This window comes from Pseudomonas sp. NC02 (genome assembly GCF_002874965.1).
In the GTDB taxonomy this organism is placed as follows: Bacteria; Pseudomonadota; Gammaproteobacteria; order Pseudomonadales; family Pseudomonadaceae; genus Aquipseudomonas.
Genome location: NZ_CP025624.1, coordinates 5,832,312 through 5,852,434 on the forward strand (window position 1 = coordinate 5,832,312; position 20,123 = coordinate 5,852,434).

The 20,123-nt window shown below is 61.1% G+C and carries 19 protein-coding genes; 7 read left to right on the top strand and 12 right to left on the bottom strand.

Going from position 1 to position 20,123, the window contains the following annotated elements; genetic code table 11:
* Positions 1-157: 157 nt before the first annotated feature.
* From C0058_RS27420 to C0058_RS27440, 5 genes are all read left to right on the top strand, one after another.
* Positions 158-1,651: an RNA polymerase factor sigma-54 gene (locus C0058_RS27420; RefSeq protein WP_003216117.1), complete on the top strand. Its 1,494-nt coding sequence runs from the start codon at positions 158-160 to the stop codon at positions 1,649-1,651.
* 75 nt (positions 1,652-1,726) lie between these two features.
* On the top strand, positions 1,727-2,032 hold the full coding sequence (gene hpf, locus C0058_RS27425) for a ribosome hibernation-promoting factor, HPF/YfiA family (RefSeq protein WP_003216115.1): 306 nt from the start codon (positions 1,727-1,729) through the stop codon (positions 2,030-2,032).
* A 12-nt stretch (positions 2,033-2,044) separates the two neighbouring features.
* Entirely contained in the window at positions 2,045-2,509 is a 465-nt protein-coding gene (ptsN, locus tag C0058_RS27430) for a PTS IIA-like nitrogen regulatory protein PtsN (RefSeq protein ID WP_003216114.1), read from the top strand.
* 2 nt (positions 2,510-2,511) lie between these two features.
* Complete coding sequence (gene rapZ, locus C0058_RS27435; RefSeq protein WP_003216111.1) at positions 2,512-3,369, top strand: RNase adapter RapZ; 858 nt, start codon at positions 2,512-2,514, stop codon at positions 3,367-3,369.
* Positions 3,370-3,385: 16 nt separating this feature from the next.
* On the top strand, positions 3,386-3,658 hold the full coding sequence (locus C0058_RS27440; protein WP_003216108.1) for an HPr family phosphocarrier protein: 273 nt from the start codon (positions 3,386-3,388) through the stop codon (positions 3,656-3,658).
* 20 nt (positions 3,659-3,678) lie between these two features.
* On the opposite strand, the gene C0058_RS27445 is transcribed toward C0058_RS27440, so the two are convergent.
* On the bottom strand, positions 3,679-4,680 hold the full coding sequence (locus tag C0058_RS27445; protein WP_102369902.1) for an SLAC1 anion channel family protein: 1,002 nt from the start codon (positions 4,678-4,680) through the stop codon (positions 3,679-3,681).
* Between the two features lie 114 nt (positions 4,681-4,794).
* On the opposite strand from C0058_RS27445, the gene C0058_RS27450 reads away from it, so the two are divergent.
* Positions 4,795-5,745 (top strand): GlxA family transcriptional regulator, encoded by a 951-nt coding sequence (locus tag C0058_RS27450; protein ID WP_102369903.1) that lies wholly within the window; start codon positions 4,795-4,797, stop codon positions 5,743-5,745.
* 13 nt (positions 5,746-5,758) lie between these two features.
* Here the strand turns inward: C0058_RS27450 and C0058_RS27455 are convergent, their stop codons facing one another.
* From C0058_RS27455 to pmbA, 6 genes are all read right to left on the bottom strand, one after another.
* A complete protein-coding gene (locus C0058_RS27455) occupies positions 5,759-6,652 on the bottom strand; it encodes a ZIP family metal transporter (protein ID WP_087692866.1) in 894 nt (297 codons plus the stop codon).
* Between the two features lie 31 nt (positions 6,653-6,683).
* Positions 6,684-7,295 (bottom strand): superoxide dismutase, encoded by a 612-nt coding sequence (locus tag C0058_RS27460; protein ID WP_008434313.1) that lies wholly within the window; start codon positions 7,293-7,295, stop codon positions 6,684-6,686.
* A 1-nt stretch (position 7,296) separates the two neighbouring features.
* Positions 7,297-7,740, bottom strand: coding sequence for a hypothetical protein (locus C0058_RS27465; RefSeq protein ID WP_003216099.1), 444 nt, complete (start codon positions 7,738-7,740; stop codon positions 7,297-7,299).
* Between the two features lie 27 nt (positions 7,741-7,767).
* Entirely contained in the window at positions 7,768-9,144 is a 1,377-nt protein-coding gene (locus C0058_RS27470) for a lyase family protein (protein WP_102369904.1), read from the bottom strand.
* A complete protein-coding gene (locus C0058_RS27475) occupies positions 9,137-9,532 on the bottom strand; it encodes a FagA protein (RefSeq protein WP_102369905.1) in 396 nt (131 codons plus the stop codon). The genes C0058_RS27470 and C0058_RS27475 overlap by 8 nt, the downstream gene beginning before the upstream one ends.
* Positions 9,533-9,681: 149 nt before the next feature.
* Positions 9,682-11,028 (bottom strand): metalloprotease PmbA, encoded by a 1,347-nt coding sequence (gene pmbA, locus C0058_RS27480; protein WP_003216094.1) that lies wholly within the window; start codon positions 11,026-11,028, stop codon positions 9,682-9,684.
* Between the two features lie 108 nt (positions 11,029-11,136).
* Between pmbA and yjgA the strand changes: the two genes are divergently transcribed.
* Positions 11,137-11,658: a ribosome biogenesis factor YjgA gene (gene yjgA / locus C0058_RS27485; RefSeq protein WP_003216092.1), complete on the top strand. Its 522-nt coding sequence runs from the start codon at positions 11,137-11,139 to the stop codon at positions 11,656-11,658.
* 45 nt (positions 11,659-11,703) lie between these two features.
* Here the strand turns inward: yjgA and tldD are convergent, their stop codons facing one another.
* The 5 genes from tldD to C0058_RS27510 form a co-directional block, all read right to left on the bottom strand.
* The gene (gene tldD / locus C0058_RS27490; RefSeq protein ID WP_102369906.1) at positions 11,704-13,146 is read right to left on the bottom strand and encodes a metalloprotease TldD; all 1,443 of its coding nucleotides are present in this window, start codon (positions 13,144-13,146) and stop codon (positions 11,704-11,706) included.
* 16 nt (positions 13,147-13,162) lie between these two features.
* The gene (locus C0058_RS27495; protein ID WP_008437218.1) at positions 13,163-14,011 is read right to left on the bottom strand and encodes a carbon-nitrogen hydrolase family protein; all 849 of its coding nucleotides are present in this window, start codon (positions 14,009-14,011) and stop codon (positions 13,163-13,165) included.
* Positions 14,012-14,059: 48 nt separating this feature from the next.
* Complete coding sequence (locus tag C0058_RS27500; RefSeq protein ID WP_102369907.1) at positions 14,060-17,875, bottom strand: YhdP family protein; 3,816 nt, start codon at positions 17,873-17,875, stop codon at positions 14,060-14,062.
* Between the two features lie 76 nt (positions 17,876-17,951).
* Positions 17,952-19,409, bottom strand: a complete 1,458-nt coding sequence (rng, locus tag C0058_RS27505) for a ribonuclease G (RefSeq protein WP_003216085.1) — start codon at positions 19,407-19,409, stop codon at positions 17,952-17,954.
* A 70-nt stretch (positions 19,410-19,479) separates the two neighbouring features.
* Positions 19,480-20,076 carry a nucleoside triphosphate pyrophosphatase gene (locus tag C0058_RS27510; protein ID WP_003216083.1) on the bottom strand — a complete coding sequence of 199 codons (597 nt, stop codon included), beginning with the start codon at positions 20,074-20,076 and terminating at the stop codon, positions 19,480-19,482.
* Positions 20,077-20,123: the final 47 nt, after the last annotated feature.

A 20,123-nucleotide genomic window follows, 5' to 3' on the forward strand; every position in this document is an offset into this window, starting at 1 on the left:
GGAGCGCGGTAGTCAATAAAAACCTCAGTATTTTTATTGTTACCGCGCTCTAGGCAAAGCCCCCGATATCAGGCATATAATTTGCTTATGTTTGGCGCTCACGCGCCCTGTCGTGGATGGCGCATTGCGCCGGCGAATAAGGTGTTAAGCCCCTGCCATGAAACCATCGCTAGTCCTGAGAATGGGCCAGCAGCTGACGATGACACCGCAGCTGCAACAGGCCATCCGCCTGCTCCAATTGTCGACCCTGGACCTGCAACAGGAAATCCAGGAGGCCCTGGAGTCCAATCCGATGCTCGAACGCCAGGAAGAAGGCGACGACTTCGATAATGCAGACCCGCTGGCCGACAACATCGAGCAAAAGCCCAACCCCGACGTACAGGAACCCTCCTACCAGGAAACCGCCCCCACGGTGGATAACCTTGAGGAAGGCGAATGGAACGAACGCATTCCCAACGAACTTCCCGTGGATACCGCCTGGGAAGACGTCTACCAGACCAGCGCCAGCAGCCTGCCCAGCAACGATGACGACGAGTGGGACTTCACCACCCGCACATCAGCCGGCGAGAGCCTGCAAAGCCATTTGCTCTGGCAGCTGAACCTGGCACCGATGTCCGATACCGATCGCCTGATCGCCGTGACCCTGATCGATTGCATCAACAACCAGGGCTACCTGGACGAGACCCTGGAGGAGATCCTCGAGGCGTTCGACCCGGAACTGGACATCGAACTGGACGAAATCGAAGCCGTCCTGCACCGCATCCAGCAATTCGAGCCGGCCGGCATCGGCGCCCGCAACCTCAGCGAGTGCCTGCTGCTGCAACTGCGCCAATTGCCGGCCAAGACGCCTTGGCTGAGCGAAGCGCAGCGCCTGGTCACCGACTATATCGACCTGCTGGGCAGCCGCGACTACAGCCAGTTGATGCGCCGCATGAAGCTCAAGGAAGATGACCTGCGCCAGATCATCGAGCTGGTGCAGAGCCTCAACCCACGCCCGGGCTCGCAGATCGAGTCCAGCGAAGCCGAATATGTCGTGCCCGACGTGATTGTGCGCAAGGACAACGAACGCTGGCTGGTGGAGCTGAACCAGGAATCGGTGCCGCGCCTGCGGGTCAATCCGCAATACGCAGGTTTTGTGCGCCGCGCCGACACCAGCGCCGATAACACCTTCATGCGTAACCAACTGCAGGAAGCCCGCTGGTTCATCAAGAGCCTGCAAAGCCGCAACGAAACCCTGATGAAAGTCGCCACCCAGATCGTCGAGCACCAGCGCGGCTTCCTGGAATACGGCGATGAAGCGATGAAGCCGCTGGTACTGCACGATATCGCCGAGGCGGTGGGCATGCACGAATCAACGATTTCCCGGGTGACCACGCAAAAATTCATGCATACCCCACGGGGTATATATGAGCTGAAATACTTTTTCTCCAGCCACGTCAGCACCTCCGAAGGCGGCGAATGCTCGTCCACGGCGATCCGCGCGATCATCAAAAAACTGGTTGCCGCGGAAAATCAGAAAAAGCCGTTGAGTGACAGCAAGATCGCTGGTTTACTGGAGGCACAAGGCATTCAGGTCGCCCGTCGAACCGTCGCCAAGTACCGCGAGTCCCTAGGGATCGCGCCTTCCAGCGAGCGTAAGCGTTTGATGTGACGGGCGGGCCATAGCGTTCCAGTGGCGGGTATTCCTACCCGCCGCTTTATGCACTGGCAACGAAGGAGAAGCTGTATGCAAGTCAACATCAGTGGACACCATGTAGAAGTCACCCCTCCATTGCGCGAATACGTCGAGCTGAAGCTGAAGAAGCTTGAGGGCCATTTCGACAAGATCACCAACGTTCAGGTCATCATGAAGGTCGACAAGCTTCAGCAGAAAATCGAAGCGACACTTCAGATACCCGGTGGCGAAGTGGTCGCCAATGCCGAACATGAAGACATGTATGCATCAATCGACTTGCTCACAGACAAGCTTGACCGCCAACTTAAAAAGCATAAGGAAAAGCAGCAGAGCCTTCTTCAAGGCACTGGCCGCTAACACTCCCCACCCATGATCCGACTTGAAACCATCCTGACCCCCGGCCGTTCCCTCGTGAACGTGCCGGGCGGCAGTAAAAAGCGCGCCCTAGAACAAATTGCCAACCTGATCGGCCGCGAAGTGCCCGAACTGGATACGCAAGCTGTGTACGAGGCCCTGATCGCCCGTGAAAAGCTCGGCTCCACCGGCTTTGGCAACGGCATCGCCATTCCTCACTGCCGCCTGCAAGGTTGTGAGTCTCCAGTCAGCGCCCTGCTGCACCTGGACGCCCCTATCGATTTCGACGCCATCGACGGCGCGCCGGTCGACCTGCTGTTCGTGCTGCTGGTCCCGCAAGCTGCCACCGATGCGCACCTGGAGCTGCTTCGGCAGATCGCCAGCATGCTCGACCGCAAGGACGTACGCGACAAACTGCGTAGTGCCTCAAGCAATGAGGCGCTCTACCAGGTTGTCCTGGATGAACAAAACGGGCATTAATCATGCGTTTGATCATCGTCAGCGGCCGTTCCGGCTCAGGTAAAAGCACGGCCCTCAATGTTCTCGAGGACAACGGCTTCTATTGCATCGACAACCTGCCCGCCGGCCTGCTACCGGAACTGGCGGAACGCGCGCTGATTCATACCGAGCTGGCGCAACCGCTGGTCGCCGTGTCGATCGACGCCCGCAACCTGCCCAGCCACCTCACACGCTTTCCTGAACTGCTCGAAGAAGTGCGGGCCAAGCATATCCATTGCGATGTGCTGTACCTGGACGCCGACGAAGAGACCCTGCTCAAGCGCTTCTCCGAAACCCGTCGCCGCCACCCGTTGAGCAGCCCTCATCGCTCCCTGGCCGAAGCCATCGAGGACGAGACCAAACTGCTGGGGCCGATCATTGACCTGGCCGACCTCAAGATCAACACCACCAGCCTGAACCTGTATCAACTGCGGGATGCGATCAAGCTGCGTCTGCTGAACCAGCCGGAGCCGGGCACGGCGTTCCTTGTCGAGTCGTTCGGTTTCAAGCGCGGCATGCCGGTAGATGCCGACCTGGTGTTCGATGTGCGCTGCCTGCCCAACCCGTACTGGAAGCCGGAACTGCGCGATCAGTCGGGGCTGGACCAACCTGTGGCCGAGTACCTGGCGGCGCAACCGGATGTCGAGGAAATGTACCAGGACATCTCCAGCTACCTGCTCAAATGGCTGCCGCGTTTTGCGGCCAGCAATCGGGCTTATGTCACCATCGCCATTGGCTGCACCGGCGGCCACCACCGATCCGTCTACCTGACCGAACGCCTGGGCAAGGTGCTGCAACAAACCCTCAAGAACGTCCAGGTTCGCCACCGCGACCTCAGCTGAAAGGAACACCCCCGCGATGCCCGCTCTGGAAATTGAAATCATCAACAAGCTGGGCCTGCACGCCCGGGCCTCGGCCAAGTTCGTCGGCGTCGCCGGGCAGTTCCCTTGCCAGATCCGCGCCGGGCGCACCCCGGAATCCATGGTCGACGGCAAAAGCATCATGGCCATGATGATGCTGGCTGCGGGCAAGGGCACGAAGATTCATTTGAAGACCGAAGGCGAGCAAGAGCAGGAAGCGATGGATGCCCTGGTAGCGTTGATCAATAATTTCTTTGATGAGGGCGAGTAGGTAATCGCCCCTCCCCTGCGTCAGTTGGACAGCAGTTTGCCGTTGAACAGAATCTTCAACGTCTTGACCGTCAGTACGGCCAGGGCGATCGTCAGGAAAGCCAGGATCAGATAGGCAATCGCTTCCAGGATCACGCCTCCTTTGGCATCGGCATATTTCAACGCAGCGTTGCTCAATGCCGCAATCGGAAAGCTGATTGCCCACCAGGCAGGAGAAAAAGGCGCGGCCTGACGGAATACTTTGAATGCCAGCACCCCAAACAGGAACAGGCCAAAGTAGAAGAGCACGCTGGCAAAGTAGTCGACGCTGCCAAAGAAGTTGGTGTAAGCCAGAAAGCCGACTTCAAAGGGGGCGATAAGTATCATCAGCGAAGGTGTCATACCTTTGGCCATCACCGGCTCGTGAACCAGACGTGAAAAAATTCGCGTGAAGAACACCAGCGCAATCACACTCCCTACCGCCATCGCGAACAGATTGAACTCGTATGCCCACGCCATGGGCATGTGGGCACCTGTCACCGCGATGTCGAGCGCCGCCACCCCCGGGATCAGCCAGGCAGGCACCGCATATTGCGACTCCTGATTACCGGACAACAGTCGCGAGAGCACAATTGCCGCCAGGATCATGGTCAGCAGGCTACCCAACATCCAAAGCCCCTGGCTGATCAGGGTGCTAGCTGAACCTACGACTGCCGACAGCAGCAGCAACGCGATCGTCACCGTGCCAAAGAAATTTCCTGATATCGGGTGATTGAACTCGGCTTTGACCGCCGCAGGGTATTTAACCCATTTGGTGAGATACCCCGCCACCAGTGCGATAAACACCAGAATGGCAAACCCACCAATGACCGCTCCGATCATTTGCGCGTAAGCCACATATTCACTGGCGGACTGCCAGGCCAGGCTCAGGCCGGCCAACCCCATCACGGCGCCAAACAAATTGATGGGAAGGTTCTTGATGGACCCCGACCGCTCGCTCGATTCGACAGCGAAGGGGGGAAGTGGCGCGTTACAGATGCTCATGCGGGTCTCCGGTTGACGATAAAGCACGTGACGGACAGTGTCGCCTACCTCCCCTCTGTCCTATAGTGTCGCTTAACGACGATTTCAGCCATTTCCACTACGGAGACCGACACCATGCGAATTGCCCTCCTGGCATTTCCCCGCGTGCAAATGCTGGATGTCGTGGGCCCTGCCGATGTGTTCGCTGAAGCGGCCAGGCAATTGGGCAATTCCCGTGCATACCGGATCTCGGTCATCGGTACCGTCGCCGGGCAGATCAAGGGAACCAATGGGCTTCGCCTGGCCACGGATGACTCCATCGAGACGTTCAAGGGGGCTATCGATACGCTGCTGATCGCAGGAAGCCCCAGCGTGAATGATGTGGCACACGACGCCCACCTGCGGGACTGGGTGTGCTACCAGGCCACGCGCGTGCGGCGGATAGGCTCGGTTTGCAGTGGCGCTTTTGTGCTGGGGGCTGCTGGCTTGCTGGTCGGGCGACGCGTCACCACGCACTGGAATTCCAGTGCATTGCTGGCCAGGCAATACCCCGATGCCGTGGTCGAACCGGACAGCATTTTTATCCGCGACGGTAACCTGTACACCTCCGCCGGTGTGACGGCCGGTATGGATCTGGCGCTCGCGTTAGTCGAGGAGGACCACGGCCGGGATTTGGCGCTCAGTGTGGCCAGGGAAATGGTGATGTACTTCAAACGGCCGGGCGGCCAGTCACAGTTCAGCGCCCAACTGGCGGCACAGACCGCAGAGCGCACGAACATTCGCCAGATACAGACCTATATCGTCGACAACCTGGCCGCAGACCTGAGCGTGGCATTGCTGGCCCAACGCGCTGACATGAGCGAACGCAACTTTGCCCGGGTATTCAAGGCCGAGGGTGGATTCACCCCTGCCGAGTTCGTGGAGCTGGCACGTATCGACCAGGCACGGCGGCTGATCGAAGGCTCGAATGTCTCGCTCAAACGCCTGGCCGATCAGGTCGGCTATGCCAATGTTGATGGGTTCCGGCGCGCCTTCGTTCGCCGCCTGGGCGTTACCCCCAGCGACTACCGCAAGCGCTTCTTGTAGAAGCGCGACAGCCTCAGCCCAACGCCGTATCCATCACCATCATCAAGCAAAACCCGATACACAGCCCCAGGCTGGCGAGCTTGTCATGGCCATTGCGCCGCGACTCGGGAATGACTTCGTGAGTCACCACCAGCAGCATTGCCCCGGCGGCCAGCGCCAGCCCCAGCGGCAACAGCACCTGAGCCAGGCTCACCAGCCAGGCACACAGCACCGCAAACACCGGCTCCACCAGCCCTGACGCTGCGCCGATCAGGAACGCCTTGACCCGCGACATCCCTGCCCCGGCCAGCACCAACGCAATCACCAGTCCCTCCGGCACATCCTGCAAGGCAATACCCATGGCGAGGCTGTCGGCATCCGGCATGCCGCCGCCTGCCGAGACACCCACGGCCATGCCTTCGGGAATGTTGTGGGCAATGATGGCGAACACAAACAGCCAGATACGCGGCGGTATCACCGGATGATCCGGACTGCCCACCAGCATTTCCGGGCTCGCGCCGGAGACCTTGCGATCCACCAGATACAGCCCGAACGCGCCCAGCATGATGCCGAAACTGATCAATCCACTGGCGCCCCATGGCGTCAGCCCCAGGCTTTGGGCAGCCGCAATACCCGGCACGATCAGCGAAAACGCCGTAGCGGCCAACATCACCCCGGCACCGAAGCCGAGCAGCGTGTCGCTCACCGCCAATGGCATCCGGCGGATCACCAGTACCGGCACGGCACCCAGGGCGGTGCCGAGCGCGCAGATGGCCCCGCCCTGCAAGGCACGCAGGATGCGCGGTTCCAGGTCAAGCCAGGCCAGCCCTTGGGCCACCAGCAATGCAGTTCCTGCCAATAGCAGCAGCGAGCCAAACGCATAACGAAACATTCGCACGCTGCTGATCGCCAGTGTTTCAGTGCCCATAGTCGGCCTTAGATCTTGTTATAGAGGAGTTTCAGCCCAGCGCAGCCTGGTAGCGGCCGGCAACTTCCGGCCAGTTGATGACGCTGTAGAACGCATTGATGTATTCCGGACGACGGTTCTGGTACAGCAGGTAATAAGCGTGTTCCCAGACGTCCAGGCCGAGGATTGGCGTATTGCCGTTCATCAACGGGCTGTCCTGGTTGCCGCTGCTTTCCACCACCAGGGTCTTTTGCGGCGTCACGCTCAACCACGCCCAGCCGCTGCCGAAACGGGTCAAGGCAGCTTTGGTGAAGGCCTCTTTGAAGGCGTCGAAACCGCCCAACTGCTCGTCGATGGCGTCACCCAGCGCGCCGTCTGGCTTGCCGCCGCCCTTGGGCGACATGACAGCCCAGAACAACGAGTGGTTGGCGTGGCCGCCGCCCTGGTTGATCACCGCCGCCCGGAGTTTTTCCGGCAGTTGCTGGACGCTGGACACCAGTTTCTCCACCGGCCAAGCGGCAAACTCGGTGCCTTCGACGGCTGCGTTGAGGTTGTTGATGTAGGTCTGGTGGTGCTTGGTGTAATGGATCTCCATGGTTTGTGCGTCGATATGCGGTTCAAGGGCATCGTAGGCGTAAGGCAAGGCCGGCAAGGTGTAGGACATATCAATGAGCTCCATAAAAAGGGCTGTTGCGGGTCGACGCATCCGATGGCGCCACGTTGCTGCCCAGCAGGCGGTGGGTACGTGGGTACTCACCGTGATCGCTGATGAAATTCAGCAGTTCGACGTAGGTCTTGCTGCTCTGACGCAGGGCCGCTTCCCGCAATAGCGGGTTAAGACGGGTGTCTTGCATGGTCTGCAACAGGCGCTGGTGAATGGCGCAGAGGTATTCCGCGCTTTCTTCCGGCTGGTTCAGGCGCAAGTGCAGGTCGGCCAGGTTGTGATGGGAAATGACGCAAGCCGCCACCGCTTCGTCGGCATCCGCCCAGCGCTCAAACAACACTTGAGCCAGGGCCAGGGCTTGCAGGTAGGCCTCGCGGGCATCTACCAGCTCGCCCGCCATAAAGCAGCGATTGGCCCGTTCGATCGTGCGTTTCCAGTGCTCCATGGTGAGCCTCCAAAGCAGGGTCGGTGATTACACGCCGCCGGCCGTGAGCTTTTCCGGATCCAGCAGGATTTCCAGTTGGCTGCGGGGCAAGTCGGTATGTTCGAGCGCCACCTCAATCACCGGACGGCCTTGTTGATAGGCCTTCTTGGCGATTTCGGCGGCCTTTTGGTAACCGATGATCGGGTTGAGTGCGGTCACCAGGATCGGATTGCGCGACAGCGCTTCCTTGAGCTTGGCTTCGTTGACCTTGAAGCTGGCGATGGCCTTGTCGGCCAGCAGTCGGCTGGAGTTGGCCAGCAACTCCAGGCTGCCGAGCAGGTTCTGGGCAATGATCGGCAGCATCACGTTGAGTTCGAAGTTGCCGGACTGGCCGGCGATGGTAATCACCGTGTCGTTGCCGATGACTTGTGCGGCAACCATGGCGGTGGCTTCCGGGATCACCGGGTTGACCTTGCCGGGCATGATCGAAGAGCCCGGCTGCAGGCCTTCCAGCTCGATTTCACCAAGGCCCGCCAATGGGCCGGAGTTCATCCAGCGCAGGTCGTTGGCGATTTTCATCAGGGACACGGCGGTGGTCTTGAGCTGCCCGGAGACCGCGACGGCCGTGTCCTGGGAGCCGATCAGCGCGAACAGGTTCTTGCCTGGGGTGAACTGGACGTGGGTCAGGCTGCTCAGTTGCTGGCTGAAGCGCGCTGCAAACTCCGGATGCGCATTGATCCCGGTGCCGACTGCAGTGCCACCCTGGGCCAGCGCCTGCAAACTCGGCAGCAGGTCTTGCAGATGACCGATATTGGCCTTGAGCTGCTGCGCCCAGCCATTGAGCACCTGGCTCATGCGCACCGGCATGGCGTCCATCAGATGCGTCCGACCGGTCTTGACGAAACGGTGCACCTCCTCGGCCTTGTGCTCGATCACCTGGACCAGGTGCAGCAGCGCCGGCAGGGTCTGTTCGTGCAGCACCAGTGCCGCGCTGACGTGAATGGTGGTCGGGATGATGTCATTGCTGCTCTGGCCGCAGTTGACGTGATCGTTAGGGTTGACCGGCTCGCCCAGCAAGCGGCTGGCGAGGGTCGCAATCACTTCGTTGGCGTTCATGTTGGAGCTGGTGCCGGAACCGGTCTGGAAGATATCCACCGGGAAATGCTGCATGAAATCGCCTTCCAGCAAGCCTTGGGCGGCATCAACGATGGCCTTGCCCTGGGCTTCGCTCAGTTGTTTCAGCTCGACGTTGGCTTTAGCAGCGGCAGCCTTGGCCAGGATCAACGCACGAATGAACTGCGCCGGCATGCGCTGGTGGCTGATGGGAAAGTTGTTCACCGCACGCTGGGTTTGTGCGCTATACAAGGCTTCGGCGGGCACTTGCAGTTCGCCCATGCTGTCGCGTTCGATACGGGTGTTACTCATCGGAAGATCCTTGCACCAGGTCAGAAACAGAAATGGAAGGCAGCAATTCGCAGGTCGCCAATTGCCAGGCAAAGGTCTGCCAGCGCTTGAGGCGGCAGGCACAGTGGGAAAGTTTTTCTAGGTCGCGCAACGGGCGCCAGGCCTGGTCCAGGCACATGGACCGCCAGTGCCAGGGCAAGGCGATGTCGGAGGCGGTGTCCAGCAGCAGGCGGAATGAGGTTTCGCCGATGGTCCACGGGTGGGTCGCAGTGCAACAGGCGAGGTACCGGCCTTCGGCCAGATAATGTTCGATCAGGCGGGGCTCGTCGGGAGCAAGGCCGCAACGAATCTGACGACTCATCCAACGCCAGCTTTCCAGGTAGGGATCCTCATGCAGGACAGAACTCATGATCCACACTCATTCGGTAATGATATTTATTATTAAATGATATTGAGAATCAAAACAAGAGCCTGAGGGAATCACTCGGAATTCCAGGCACAAAAAAAGGCGCGCCACCCAATGGGTGGCGCGCCTTCTTTATGGCGTCTGTGGGCGGACTAGCTGCCGGCGACGGTCATCTTTTCGATCAACACCGAACCGGTGCGGATGTTGCTGCGCAGTTCCAGGTCATTACCCACCGCGACAATCTGCTTGAACATGTCACGCATGTTGCCCGCGATGGTCACTTCCTGCACGGCGAACTGGATTTCGCCGTTTTCCACCCAGAAACCCGCCGCACCACGGGAGTAATCACCCGTGACCATATTCAGGCCATGGCCCATCAACTCGGTGACCAGCAAGCCACGGCCCATGCGCCGCAACAGCGCCGCCTGGTCTTCATCGCCATGGGTGATGAACAGGTTGTGTACGCCACCGGAGTTGGCGGTGCTTGGCAGGCCGAGTTTGCGACCGGCGTAGGTGCCCAGCACATAGGACACCAGCTCACCGTTCTCGACGAACGGCTTGGCATAGGTGGCCAGGCCATCACCGTCAAACGACGAACTGCCCATGGCGCGCATCAGGTGCGGGCGCTCATCGATGGTCAGCCATTCCGGGAACAGCTTCTGGCCAATCGCACCTTCCAGGAACGACGACTTGCGGTACAGGTTGCCGCCGGAAATCGCCCCAAGGAAACTGCCGAACAAACCACCGGCCAGTTCCGCCGAGAACAACACCGGCACTTCACAGGTCGGCACCGGGCGCGCGCCCAGGCGGCTGGCAGCACGCTGCGCGGCACGCTGGCCGATGAGTACCGGGTCCATCAGCAATTCGCCCTGGCGGTTCACGTCGTACCAGTAATCACGCTGCATCTGGCCGTTGGCTTCGGCGATCATCACGCAACTCAGGCTGTGACGCGTCGAGGCATAACCGCCGATAAAACCGTGGCTGTTGCCGTATACGCGGCAACCCTGATGAGTACTCAAGGTGGTGCCATCGGCGTTCTTGATCCGGCTGTCGGCATCGAATGCCGCCGCTTCACAGGTCAAAGCCTGTTCAATAGCCTGTTCCGGGGTGATGTCCCAGGCATGGAACAGGTCAAAATCCTTCAAGTCCCGAGCCATCAGGGCTGCATCAGCCAGGCCGGAGCTTTCATCTTCGGAGGTGTGCTTGGCAATCGCCAGCGCTGCTGCAACGGTTTCGCGAATCGCTTCCGGGCCGCTGGCAGAAGTGCTGGCCGAGCCCTTGCGCTGGCCCACGTACAAGGTGATGCCAAACCCCTGGTCGCGGTTGAATTCGACGGTTTCCACTTCCCGCTGGCGCACCGAAGTCGACAACCCCTGCTCCAGGGACACCGCCACTTCACAGGCACTGGCCCCCTGGCGCTTGGCCTCGGCAATGATCTGCTCGACTTGTTCCTGCAGTGCCGGTAACGCTTGCGGACCGACGCTTTGGGCTGCACTCATGGTTTTCTCCACTCAAATTCTGCTTTCGGTTAAGGCCTTCTAGCGACCGGGCCGGACAAGCGGCCCCCGACTGGTTATCATGGCGGCGTTTCTTTGCGGACTGCCACCATGGTTGATTCTTACGACGACTCCCTCGATGGGGAGAAAAGCAAATCTCAGGTCAAACGCGAGCTGCATGCTCTGGTTGACCTCGGCGAGCGCCTTACAACACTCAAGCCTGACTTGTGTGCAAAACTGCCATTGACCGACGCCCTGCGCCGGGCTCTGAACGATGCGCCCAAGCACACCGCGAATATCGCGCGTAAACGGCACCTCATGTTCATCGGCAAACTGATGCGCGACCAGGACACTGACGCCATTCTGACGTTGCTCGATCAACTCGATGCCTCCACTCGCCAGTACAACGAGCGCTTCCATAACCTGGAACGCTGGCGTGATCGCCTGATCGCTGGCGATGACGCGGTACTGGAGAAGTTCGTCATCGAGTACCCGGATGCCGATCGCCAACAATTGCGCTCCCTGATCCGTCAGGCCCAGCACGAACTGGCGCAAAGCAAGCCACCGGCCTCCAGCCGAAAAATCTTCAAATACATCCGTGAGCTGGACGATAGTCAACGCGGCCTGCGCTGACCCTCTTCCCCGGGTGGCGGCCTTCGCCACCCGAAGCTCCCGTTCTTACGACCCCGTGCCCCCCACGGTGATCGCATCGATTTTCAAGGTTGGCTGGCCGACACCCACCGGCACCGACTGACCATCCTTGCCGCACGTCCCCACACCGCTGTCCAGCGACAGGTCGTTACCGACCATCGACACCTTGCTCATGGCTTCCGGGCCGTTGCCAATCAACGTTGCACCCTTGACCGGCGCGGTGATCTTGCCGTCTTCGATCAAATACGCCTCGCTGGTGGAGAACACGAACTTGCCGCTGGTGATGTCCACCTGCCCACCACCGAGGTTGGCGCAGTAGATGCCGCGTTTCACCGAGGCGATGATTTCGGCCGGATCGCTTTCGCCGCCGAGCATGTAGGTGTTGGTCATGCGCGGCATCGGCAGGTGCGCGTAGGACTCGCGACGACCGTTACCGGTGCGGGCCACGCCCATCAGGCGCGCGTTGAGCTTGTCTTGCATGTAGCCCTTGAGCACACCGTTTTCGATCAGCGTGGTGCACTCGGTCGGGGTGCCTTCGTCATCGACGCTCAACGAACCGCGACGCCCGGCCAGGGTACCGTCATCGACGATGGTGCAGAGCTTGGACGCAACCATCTCGCCCATGCGCCCGCTGTAGGCGGAACTGCCCTTGCGGTTGAAGTCACCTTCCAGGCCGTGGCCCACGGCTTCATGCAACAGCACGCCGGACCAGCCGGAACCCAGCACCACCGGCAACGTACCGGCCGGTGCCGGAATTGCTTCCAGATTGACCAGGGCCTGGCGCAACGCTTCACGGGCATACCCCATGGAGCGGTCTTCGGTGAGGAAATAACGGTAGTCGGTACGCCCACCGCCGCCATGGCCACCGCGCTCGCGACGGCCATTCTGTTCAACGATCACGCTGACATTGAAGCGCACCAGCGGCCGCACATCCGCCGCCAGGCCGCCATCGGTGGAGGCCACGAGGATGCGTTCCCACACCCCGGCCATGCTTACGGTGACTTGCTGGATACGCGGATCCAGGGCGCGGGTCGCCGCGTCCACACGCTTGAGCAGCTCGACCTTTTCGGCGCGGCTGATCACTTCCAATGGGTTATCCGGGGCATACAGCTGGGCCACGTCCTGGGTGCTGAACGCCTGCACCGTGCCGTTTTGCCCGGCACGGGAGATCGAACGCGCTGCGCGAGCCGCCAGCCCCAGGGCTTCCAGGGTGATGGCGTTGCTGTAGGCAAAGCCGGTTTTTTCACCGGACTGCGCACGCACACCCACGCCTTGGTCGAGGTTGAAGCTGCCTTCCTTGACGATCCCGTCTTCCAGGGCCCAGGACTCGGAAATCTGCCCCTGGAAATACAGGTCCGCAGCGTCGATGCCTGGCCCGGCCAGATCGCCGAGGACCGTTTGCAAGCTTTCGATGGTCACGCCACCAGGCGCCAGGAGGTGTTCACTGACTGAGGACAACAACTCGCTCATAGGTTTGGCCTTAAATTCATCGTTCTGAAGCAGGTCGCTGTGCGCCCTGCGAGAAAAAGCGCCGGTGGCCCGCCACCGGCATGCGCGTCCGTATCGACGCCTGTTCGCTGCTATCGCGTTCGGCCAACAACACCGCCTCGCCTTGATCCTGTTGTGCCAGCACGCGCCCCCATGGGTCGATGATCGCTGCATGCCCGAAGGTTTCCCTGGGCCCCGGATGCACGCCACCCTGGGCGGCCGCCAGCAGGTAGCACTGGGTCTCGATGGCACGCGCACGGATCAGCACATCCCAGTGCGCGGCGCCGGTTACCGCTGTAAAGGCCGAGGGCGCGGTGATCAACTCGGCACCCGCAGCGCGCAATTCGCTGTATAGCTCCGGGAAGCGCAAGTCGTAACACACCGTCAGCCCCAGGCGGCCGACCGGCGTATCCGCGACGACCACCTGGCTACCATGAGCATAGTCATCGGATTCACGATAACGACCCCGGGCATCGGCCACATCGACATCGAACAGGTGCAGCTTGTCGTAGCGGGCAACGATTTCGCCCTGATCATCGATCAGCAGCGAGCAGGCATTGGACTTGGCGTTCGGCTGATCCTTTGGGGGCAGCGGCAAAGTGCCGGCCACTATCCATAAGGTGAGGTCGCGGGCGGTCTGTTTCAACCATGGCAGGATCGGACCTTCGCCCAAGGCCTCGGCGCGACCGATATCGGCCACATCGCGACGGCCCATGGCGGCGAAGTTTTCCGGGAGTACCGCAAGCCTTGCACCGCCCGCCGCCGCTTGCTCCAGCAGGCGCCGAGCCTGAGCCAGGTTGGCCAGCACATCGCTTTGGCTGACCATTTGAATTACCGCAAAGGACATGGGCCCACACTCCAGAAAAGGCATGAGGCCATGCTACTCCACAGGTACTCAGTTTGGCTTTTCAAATGGCTTGTCGAAGGTGATTTTCGGGTCCTTCCACGGGCCTTCTACCTTGTACTGCACGCTGGCGAAACGCGAAACACGGTCGCCAATCAGCTTGTCGATCAGGAACAGCGCCCCGCCAATGGCCGGCGCGCCGACGATCAATGCAGCAATCGGCAGGTTGTTGGTGACCGGCAGCGTCACCAGCAACTTGGCATCGACGCGATCAGCCACCAGGTCCAGGGTGCCGTTGATCTCCAGGTTACTCGACGGGCCGGTCATGGTGATCGGCTCACGGGTTACAAACACGCCGTTACTGGCGGCCAGCAAGCCCTTGACCCGGTCATAACTCAAGCCCTTGCCAAGCAAGTCCGAGAAGTCCAGGCGCAGCCGGCGACCGATGGAGTTGAAGTTCAGCAAGCCAAACACCCGCAGGGCCTGCGCACCGCCGTCCACTTCAACAAACTGGCCTTTGCGGAAACTGGCGTCCAGGCTGCCGGAGAAACGCTTGGGACCTACCCAGGCCGGCGAACCCGGCCAGCGGCCGTCCACGTCCACGTGAAAATCTTCGCTGGTCACGCTCGGCGCAAATCCCCAGCCCTTGAGCACGTCGCCAATGTTCTTGCCATCGAGGCGGCCCTTGTACCAACTGCTGCTGGCACCGGGTGCACCTTCCCAACCGCCGGCGCCCTGGAGCACCATGCCCTTGAGCCCCAGGTTCAGGCTGTTGAACGCCATGCCCCTGGTGGTCGGGCGAACTTTCAGAGACCAGGCACCTACCAGCTCCGGGCCCTGGAACAACTGGGCAATCGAGATATCCAGCGCGGGAATATCCTTGGGATCAACATCAGCCAATGGGTCCGGCGCATTTTCATCCGCCTGCACGGTCGGATCCACCGCAGGCAGCTTCACGTACTGCAGGTTGACTGCAATCGGCGCGCCCTTGGCGTCCGGCAACCCCACGGTACCCTTGGCCTGCTGGCTGTCGAACTGCAAGCCCCAGGCAGCGGGTTTGCGGTCCAGCTGCAAGCTGACCTGGTCGAACTGGGTGCCGAAACCGGTCAGCTTGCCGACCTTGAAATCGGCCCCGCTCAACAACTGCTTGGCACTGCCACCCGGGTCGTTGCCGGCGTAGCGGTCCACGAGCTTTTTCCAGGGGTCGATATCCAGCTCCGACAACACGCCGCGGATTCGCAAGCCCTTGCCGGCCGGCAACACCGCATCGCCATCTCCCAGGAACAGCTCACCCCGGCCGTCGGCGAAATTGTCCGCCGGGGCGGCGAAGGTGAAGCTGCCCAACTCGCCATAATCGAACCAGTAACGGCGCTCCTTACCCTGCAAGGTCATGCGGAACACACTGTCGCGGCCCTGGCTCGCCGGCATGCCGAACGGCGCCGGCAGGTCCACGGCCACGCCCTTGAGATTGGAGCTGACCATCAACTGGCTGTCGGCGCCATCGAGGTTGAGCTGCAATTGGTAGGGGATATCGCCGGACACCGGCAACGGCTGGCTGACCTTCAGCCAGTCAGTCAGCCGCTTGACGGTCACCTGCCCTTTCGCGGTGACGCGGGTGTTGAGGTCGCCTGGCTTGCCATCGGCGAAAATCTGCGCGGTGATCGGTCGGTCGAAGGCCTGGGCGCTGATGTTCTGGCCACTCAGGCCCTTGGCGCTGTCGAAGCGGAAATCACCCTTGAGCTGGCTCAGGTCCAGCGTAGGCTCGGCCAGTTGCAGGCGGGACTTGTCGGTCTTGAAATCCACCACGATCTTGGGATCGGCGCCCTTGGCCAGGGGAATATCCAGGTCCAGCTTGCCTTGCAGGTCGCCCTCGCCTTTCCAGCCGGCGAAGGTCGAGGCGGTGCCGATCGGCGCTTCCTGAAGGATTTTCAGGCCATCGCCCAGGCCACCGGCAAAGTTGCCGGTGAGCAGCAGGTGGCTGTCCTTGCCTTCGGGGGCGTGGGGAATGTTGACGTAGATATCATTGACCTTGGTGTCGAGCAGCTGGCCCTTGCTGGCCAGGATGCGCACGCCGCTTTCCTCGACAAACACTTCACCCTTGACCTTGCTCACGTGCGGCCAGCCCGGCTGGAATGCCAGCTCGGCATCATGCACCTTGAAGAACAGGCTGATATTGCGCGAGGCAGGCAGTGCGTCGTGGTTCAGCGAGCCTTGGTACTGGAAGAAGCCCTCGTCCACTGCACCCTTGAGAATCGCAGTGCGCAGCCACTCATCGAGTGCCGGGCTCAACACCGCCGGCAGGTATTTGGGGGTGAAGCGGCCATCGCCGTCGACCATACCGACCCGCAGGTCCATGTAGTCTTCCTGGCTATGGTCGAAATGCAGGCGAATCAGGAAGTCGGCGGCGACCTTGCCCTCCTCGCCCAGCACCTTGATATACGGCGCGATCAGGGTGAAGCCTTCCTTGTCGAGCTTCCACGTCAGGCGGGCGTTGGCCTGGATGTACTGCCAGGGCTTGGCGAAGATCGGAAACAGGTGCAAGGAGAAATCCTTGCTGTCCATGCGCAGCTCACCCTTGCCCAGGTCACCGCTGATGCTGCCGCTGACATTGCGGGCGGCCGGCGCGCCGAAGTAAGCGTCGAAACCAATACGGTCGAGGTTGGCCGCGAAGCTCACGCGCTGGTCGGTGGTGTCTTGAGGCCGATAATCCAGCAACACGTTCCGCAGCGTGCCGGTGGCCTTCAGATGATCCAGGGTGGTGGCCACGGCTTCCGGCAAGGGTGCCAAGGCGTGCAGCAATGGCGTGATCGGCGTCAGGTCGAGGCGATCGGCCTGCAGGTTCCAGACTTCCTGGGCCTTGTCGGTGGCCAGGGTTTGCTGCAGTTGCAGGCGCGATTCCCAGCGGGTGTCGCCGAGGTTCATTGCGAGCGAGTCAAACAGCACCTTGAGGCCGCTGTCACTGCGTTGCAGGTACGCAGTGAGGGCCAGGTTCTCAATATGAGTCGGCTTGCGATCGGCATAGCTGCCCTTGAGCTGCGGGGCGTTGAGGCGCACGGCGGCGCTTTGCACGGTGCCCTTGGCCCAGGTCAGCCAGAATTCGCCGCCAGCCTTGAGTTCGGAAAGTTTCCATTGCTGGGTCAGTTTTGCCGGGATCCATTTTGCCCAGTCACTCTGGGGCAAGCTCAGGTAAGCCTCGGCTTCGCCGTCTTTCCACTGGCTGGCGCGGATTCGGGTGCGCAGGTTCAACGCCAGGGGCTGGCCGTCGGGCAGGGTCAGGCGCGCGTCCAGGCGCTGGCGGTTGGCGCCGGTCTGCAGGCTCACGCCGACATAGGTCAAGGTCAGCGGAGCCTGGTCGAACGGCTGCAGCGTCACCTGGCTGTCGAGCAATGAAACCTGCCCGACCATTTGCAGGCGCGTCAGCAGTTGTTCGGGATCCAGCGGCTGGTCATCCTGCACCGGCAGGCCTTGCAGCGCCCAGTGGCCGTCCTGGTCTTCCTTCACGCTGACTTGCAGGCCGCTGACTTCCAGGTGGGCAATGCGCACTTCACGCGCCAGCAGGCTGGCCCAGATATCCGGCACCACTTGCACCTGGTCCAGGCGCAGGGCGCTGCTGCCCTCGCCGACCATCACGTCGTGAGCCAACAATACCGGCGCGAAGCCACTCCAGCGCCCTTCCAGGCTGCCGATGTTCACGGGCATATCCAGCGCAGTACGCGCCTTGGCCTCGATTTCGCCACGGTATTCCGCCACCAACGGCGTCAATTCACGGCCCAGGCTCACGTACACCGCCGCCAATACCAGCAGCAAGGCGCACAGGCCGAGGCCCCAGCGGGTCAATGCGGCAAAAAAGCGTATCAGACGCTCCATGTCAGGCGACCCTCAAAGGCAATAGTCGGACGGCAGATCAAGGCCTGCCCGTCTCGTTGATAAGAACTAACGCGAATCAGAGCAGCACCACGTCATATTGTTCCTGGGAATACATGGTTTCGACCTGGAAGCGAATGGTGCGCCCGATAAAACCCTCCAGCTCGGCTACGTTGCCGGATTCTTCATCCAGCAAACGGTCGACCACCTTCTGGTTAGCCAGGACTCTATAGCCCTCGGCCTGGTAGGCGCGTGCCTCCCGTAAGATTTCCCGGAAAATCTCGTAGCAAACCGTTTCCGGGGTCTTCAACTTACCGCGCCCCTGGCAACTGCTGCACGGCTCGCACAGCACTTGCTCCAGGCTTTCGCGGGTGCGCTTGCGGGTCATCTGCACCAGGCCCAGCTCGGTGATGCCGATGATGTTGGTCTTGGCGTGATCGCGCTCCAGTTGCTTCTCCAGGGTACGCAGCACCTGGCGCTGGTGCTCTTCGTCTTCCATGTCGATGAAGTCGATGATGATGATCCCGCCCAGGTTGCGCAGGCGCAGTTGGCGGGCGATCGCGGTGGCCGCTTCGAGGTTGGTCTTGAAGATGGTTTCTTCGAGATTGCGATGGCCCACAAAGGCACCGGTATTCACGTCGATAGTGCTCATGGCTTCCGCCGGGTCCACTACCAGGTAACCGCCGGACTTGAGCGGCACTTTGCGCTCAAGGGCTTTCTGGATTTCGTCTTCGACGCCATACAGGTCGAAAATCGGCCGCTCGCCCGGGTAATGCTCCAGGCGATCGGCGATTTCCGGCATCAGCTCGGCAACAAATTGCGTAGTGCGCTGGAAGGTTTCCCGCGAGTCGATGCGAATTTTCTCGATCTTCGGGCTGACCAGGTCGCGCAAGGTGCGCAGGGCCAGGCCGAGGTCTTCGTAGATCACGCTGGGGGCGCCGATGGTCTTGATCTGCGCGCCGATCTGGTCCCAGAGGCGGCGCAGGTAGCGGATGTCCATGAGGATTTCATCGGCACCGGCACCTTCTGCGGCAGTACGCAGGATAAAGCCGCCGGCCTCCTTGATACCTTCCAGCGCCACGCAGTCACTGACCACCTTTTTCAGGCGCTCGCGCTCGGCTTCATCTTCGATTTTCAGGGAAATACCGACGTGGGCCGTGCGCGGCATGTACACCAGGTAGCGCGAAGGAATCGACAGTTGCGTGGTCAGCCGTGCGCCCTTTGAGCCAATCGGATCCTTGGTGACTTGCACCACCAGGCTCTGCCCTTCGTGCACCAGGGCGCTGATGCTTTCGACCGCCGGGCCTTCGCGCAGGGAGATTTCCGAAGCATGGATAAACGCAGCGCGGTCCAGGCCGATGTCGACGAACGCCGCTTGCATCCCCGGTAACACACGCACGACCTTGCCTTTATAAATATTGCCGACGATCCCGCGCTTTTGGGTGCGCTCGACGTGCACTTCTTGCAGAACACCGTTCTCTACCACCGCCACGCGCGATTCCATCGGCGTGATATTGATCAGAATCTCTTCACTCATGGCTGGGTCTCGTTCAGGCGTTTTCACAATAGTGACCGATCGCTTAAGGCTTGGCGCTGGAATACGGCGTTTAGCGCACGGTAAGGTTTTGCCAACAGGGTATGCCGAATTGGCCCAGCAGTTCTGCGGTTTCGCAGACCGGCAGGCCAACGACGGCAGAGTAGCTGCCATTGAGTCCGGCGACGAACACCGCCGCCAAGCCTTGGATAGCATAGCCGCCCGCTTTGTCCTGGGGCTCGCCGCTGTGCCAATAAGTGGTGGCTTCGTCCGCTGAAATCCTGCGAAAGCGCACACGACTGCTGACCAGCTGCGTTTCGCAACGCTGGCCGTCAATCAGGGCAATGGCCGTCAAGACTTCGTGTTCACGCTCGGAAAGGGCCAGCAACATGGCCAGGGCGTCGGCTTGATCCACGGGTTTACCGAGGATCCGGCCGTCGAGGATCACGGCTGTGTCCGCGCCCAGCACACAGGCGCCGGTGGCATCGGCCAAGGTCGCTCGACCGGCCGCAGCCTTGCCGCGCGCCAGGCGTTCTACGTAGGACGCGGGCGATTCATTTGTAAGGGGAGTTTCATCAATGGCGGCGCTGACGACGGTGAACGGCACGCCGATCTGTGTCAGCAGCTCACGCCGCCTCGGGGAGCCCGAGGCCAGATAAAGCGAATTCATGCAGACTCTCCCTGTAGGGTTCGATAACCAGGCAGAGCCTCGCGATC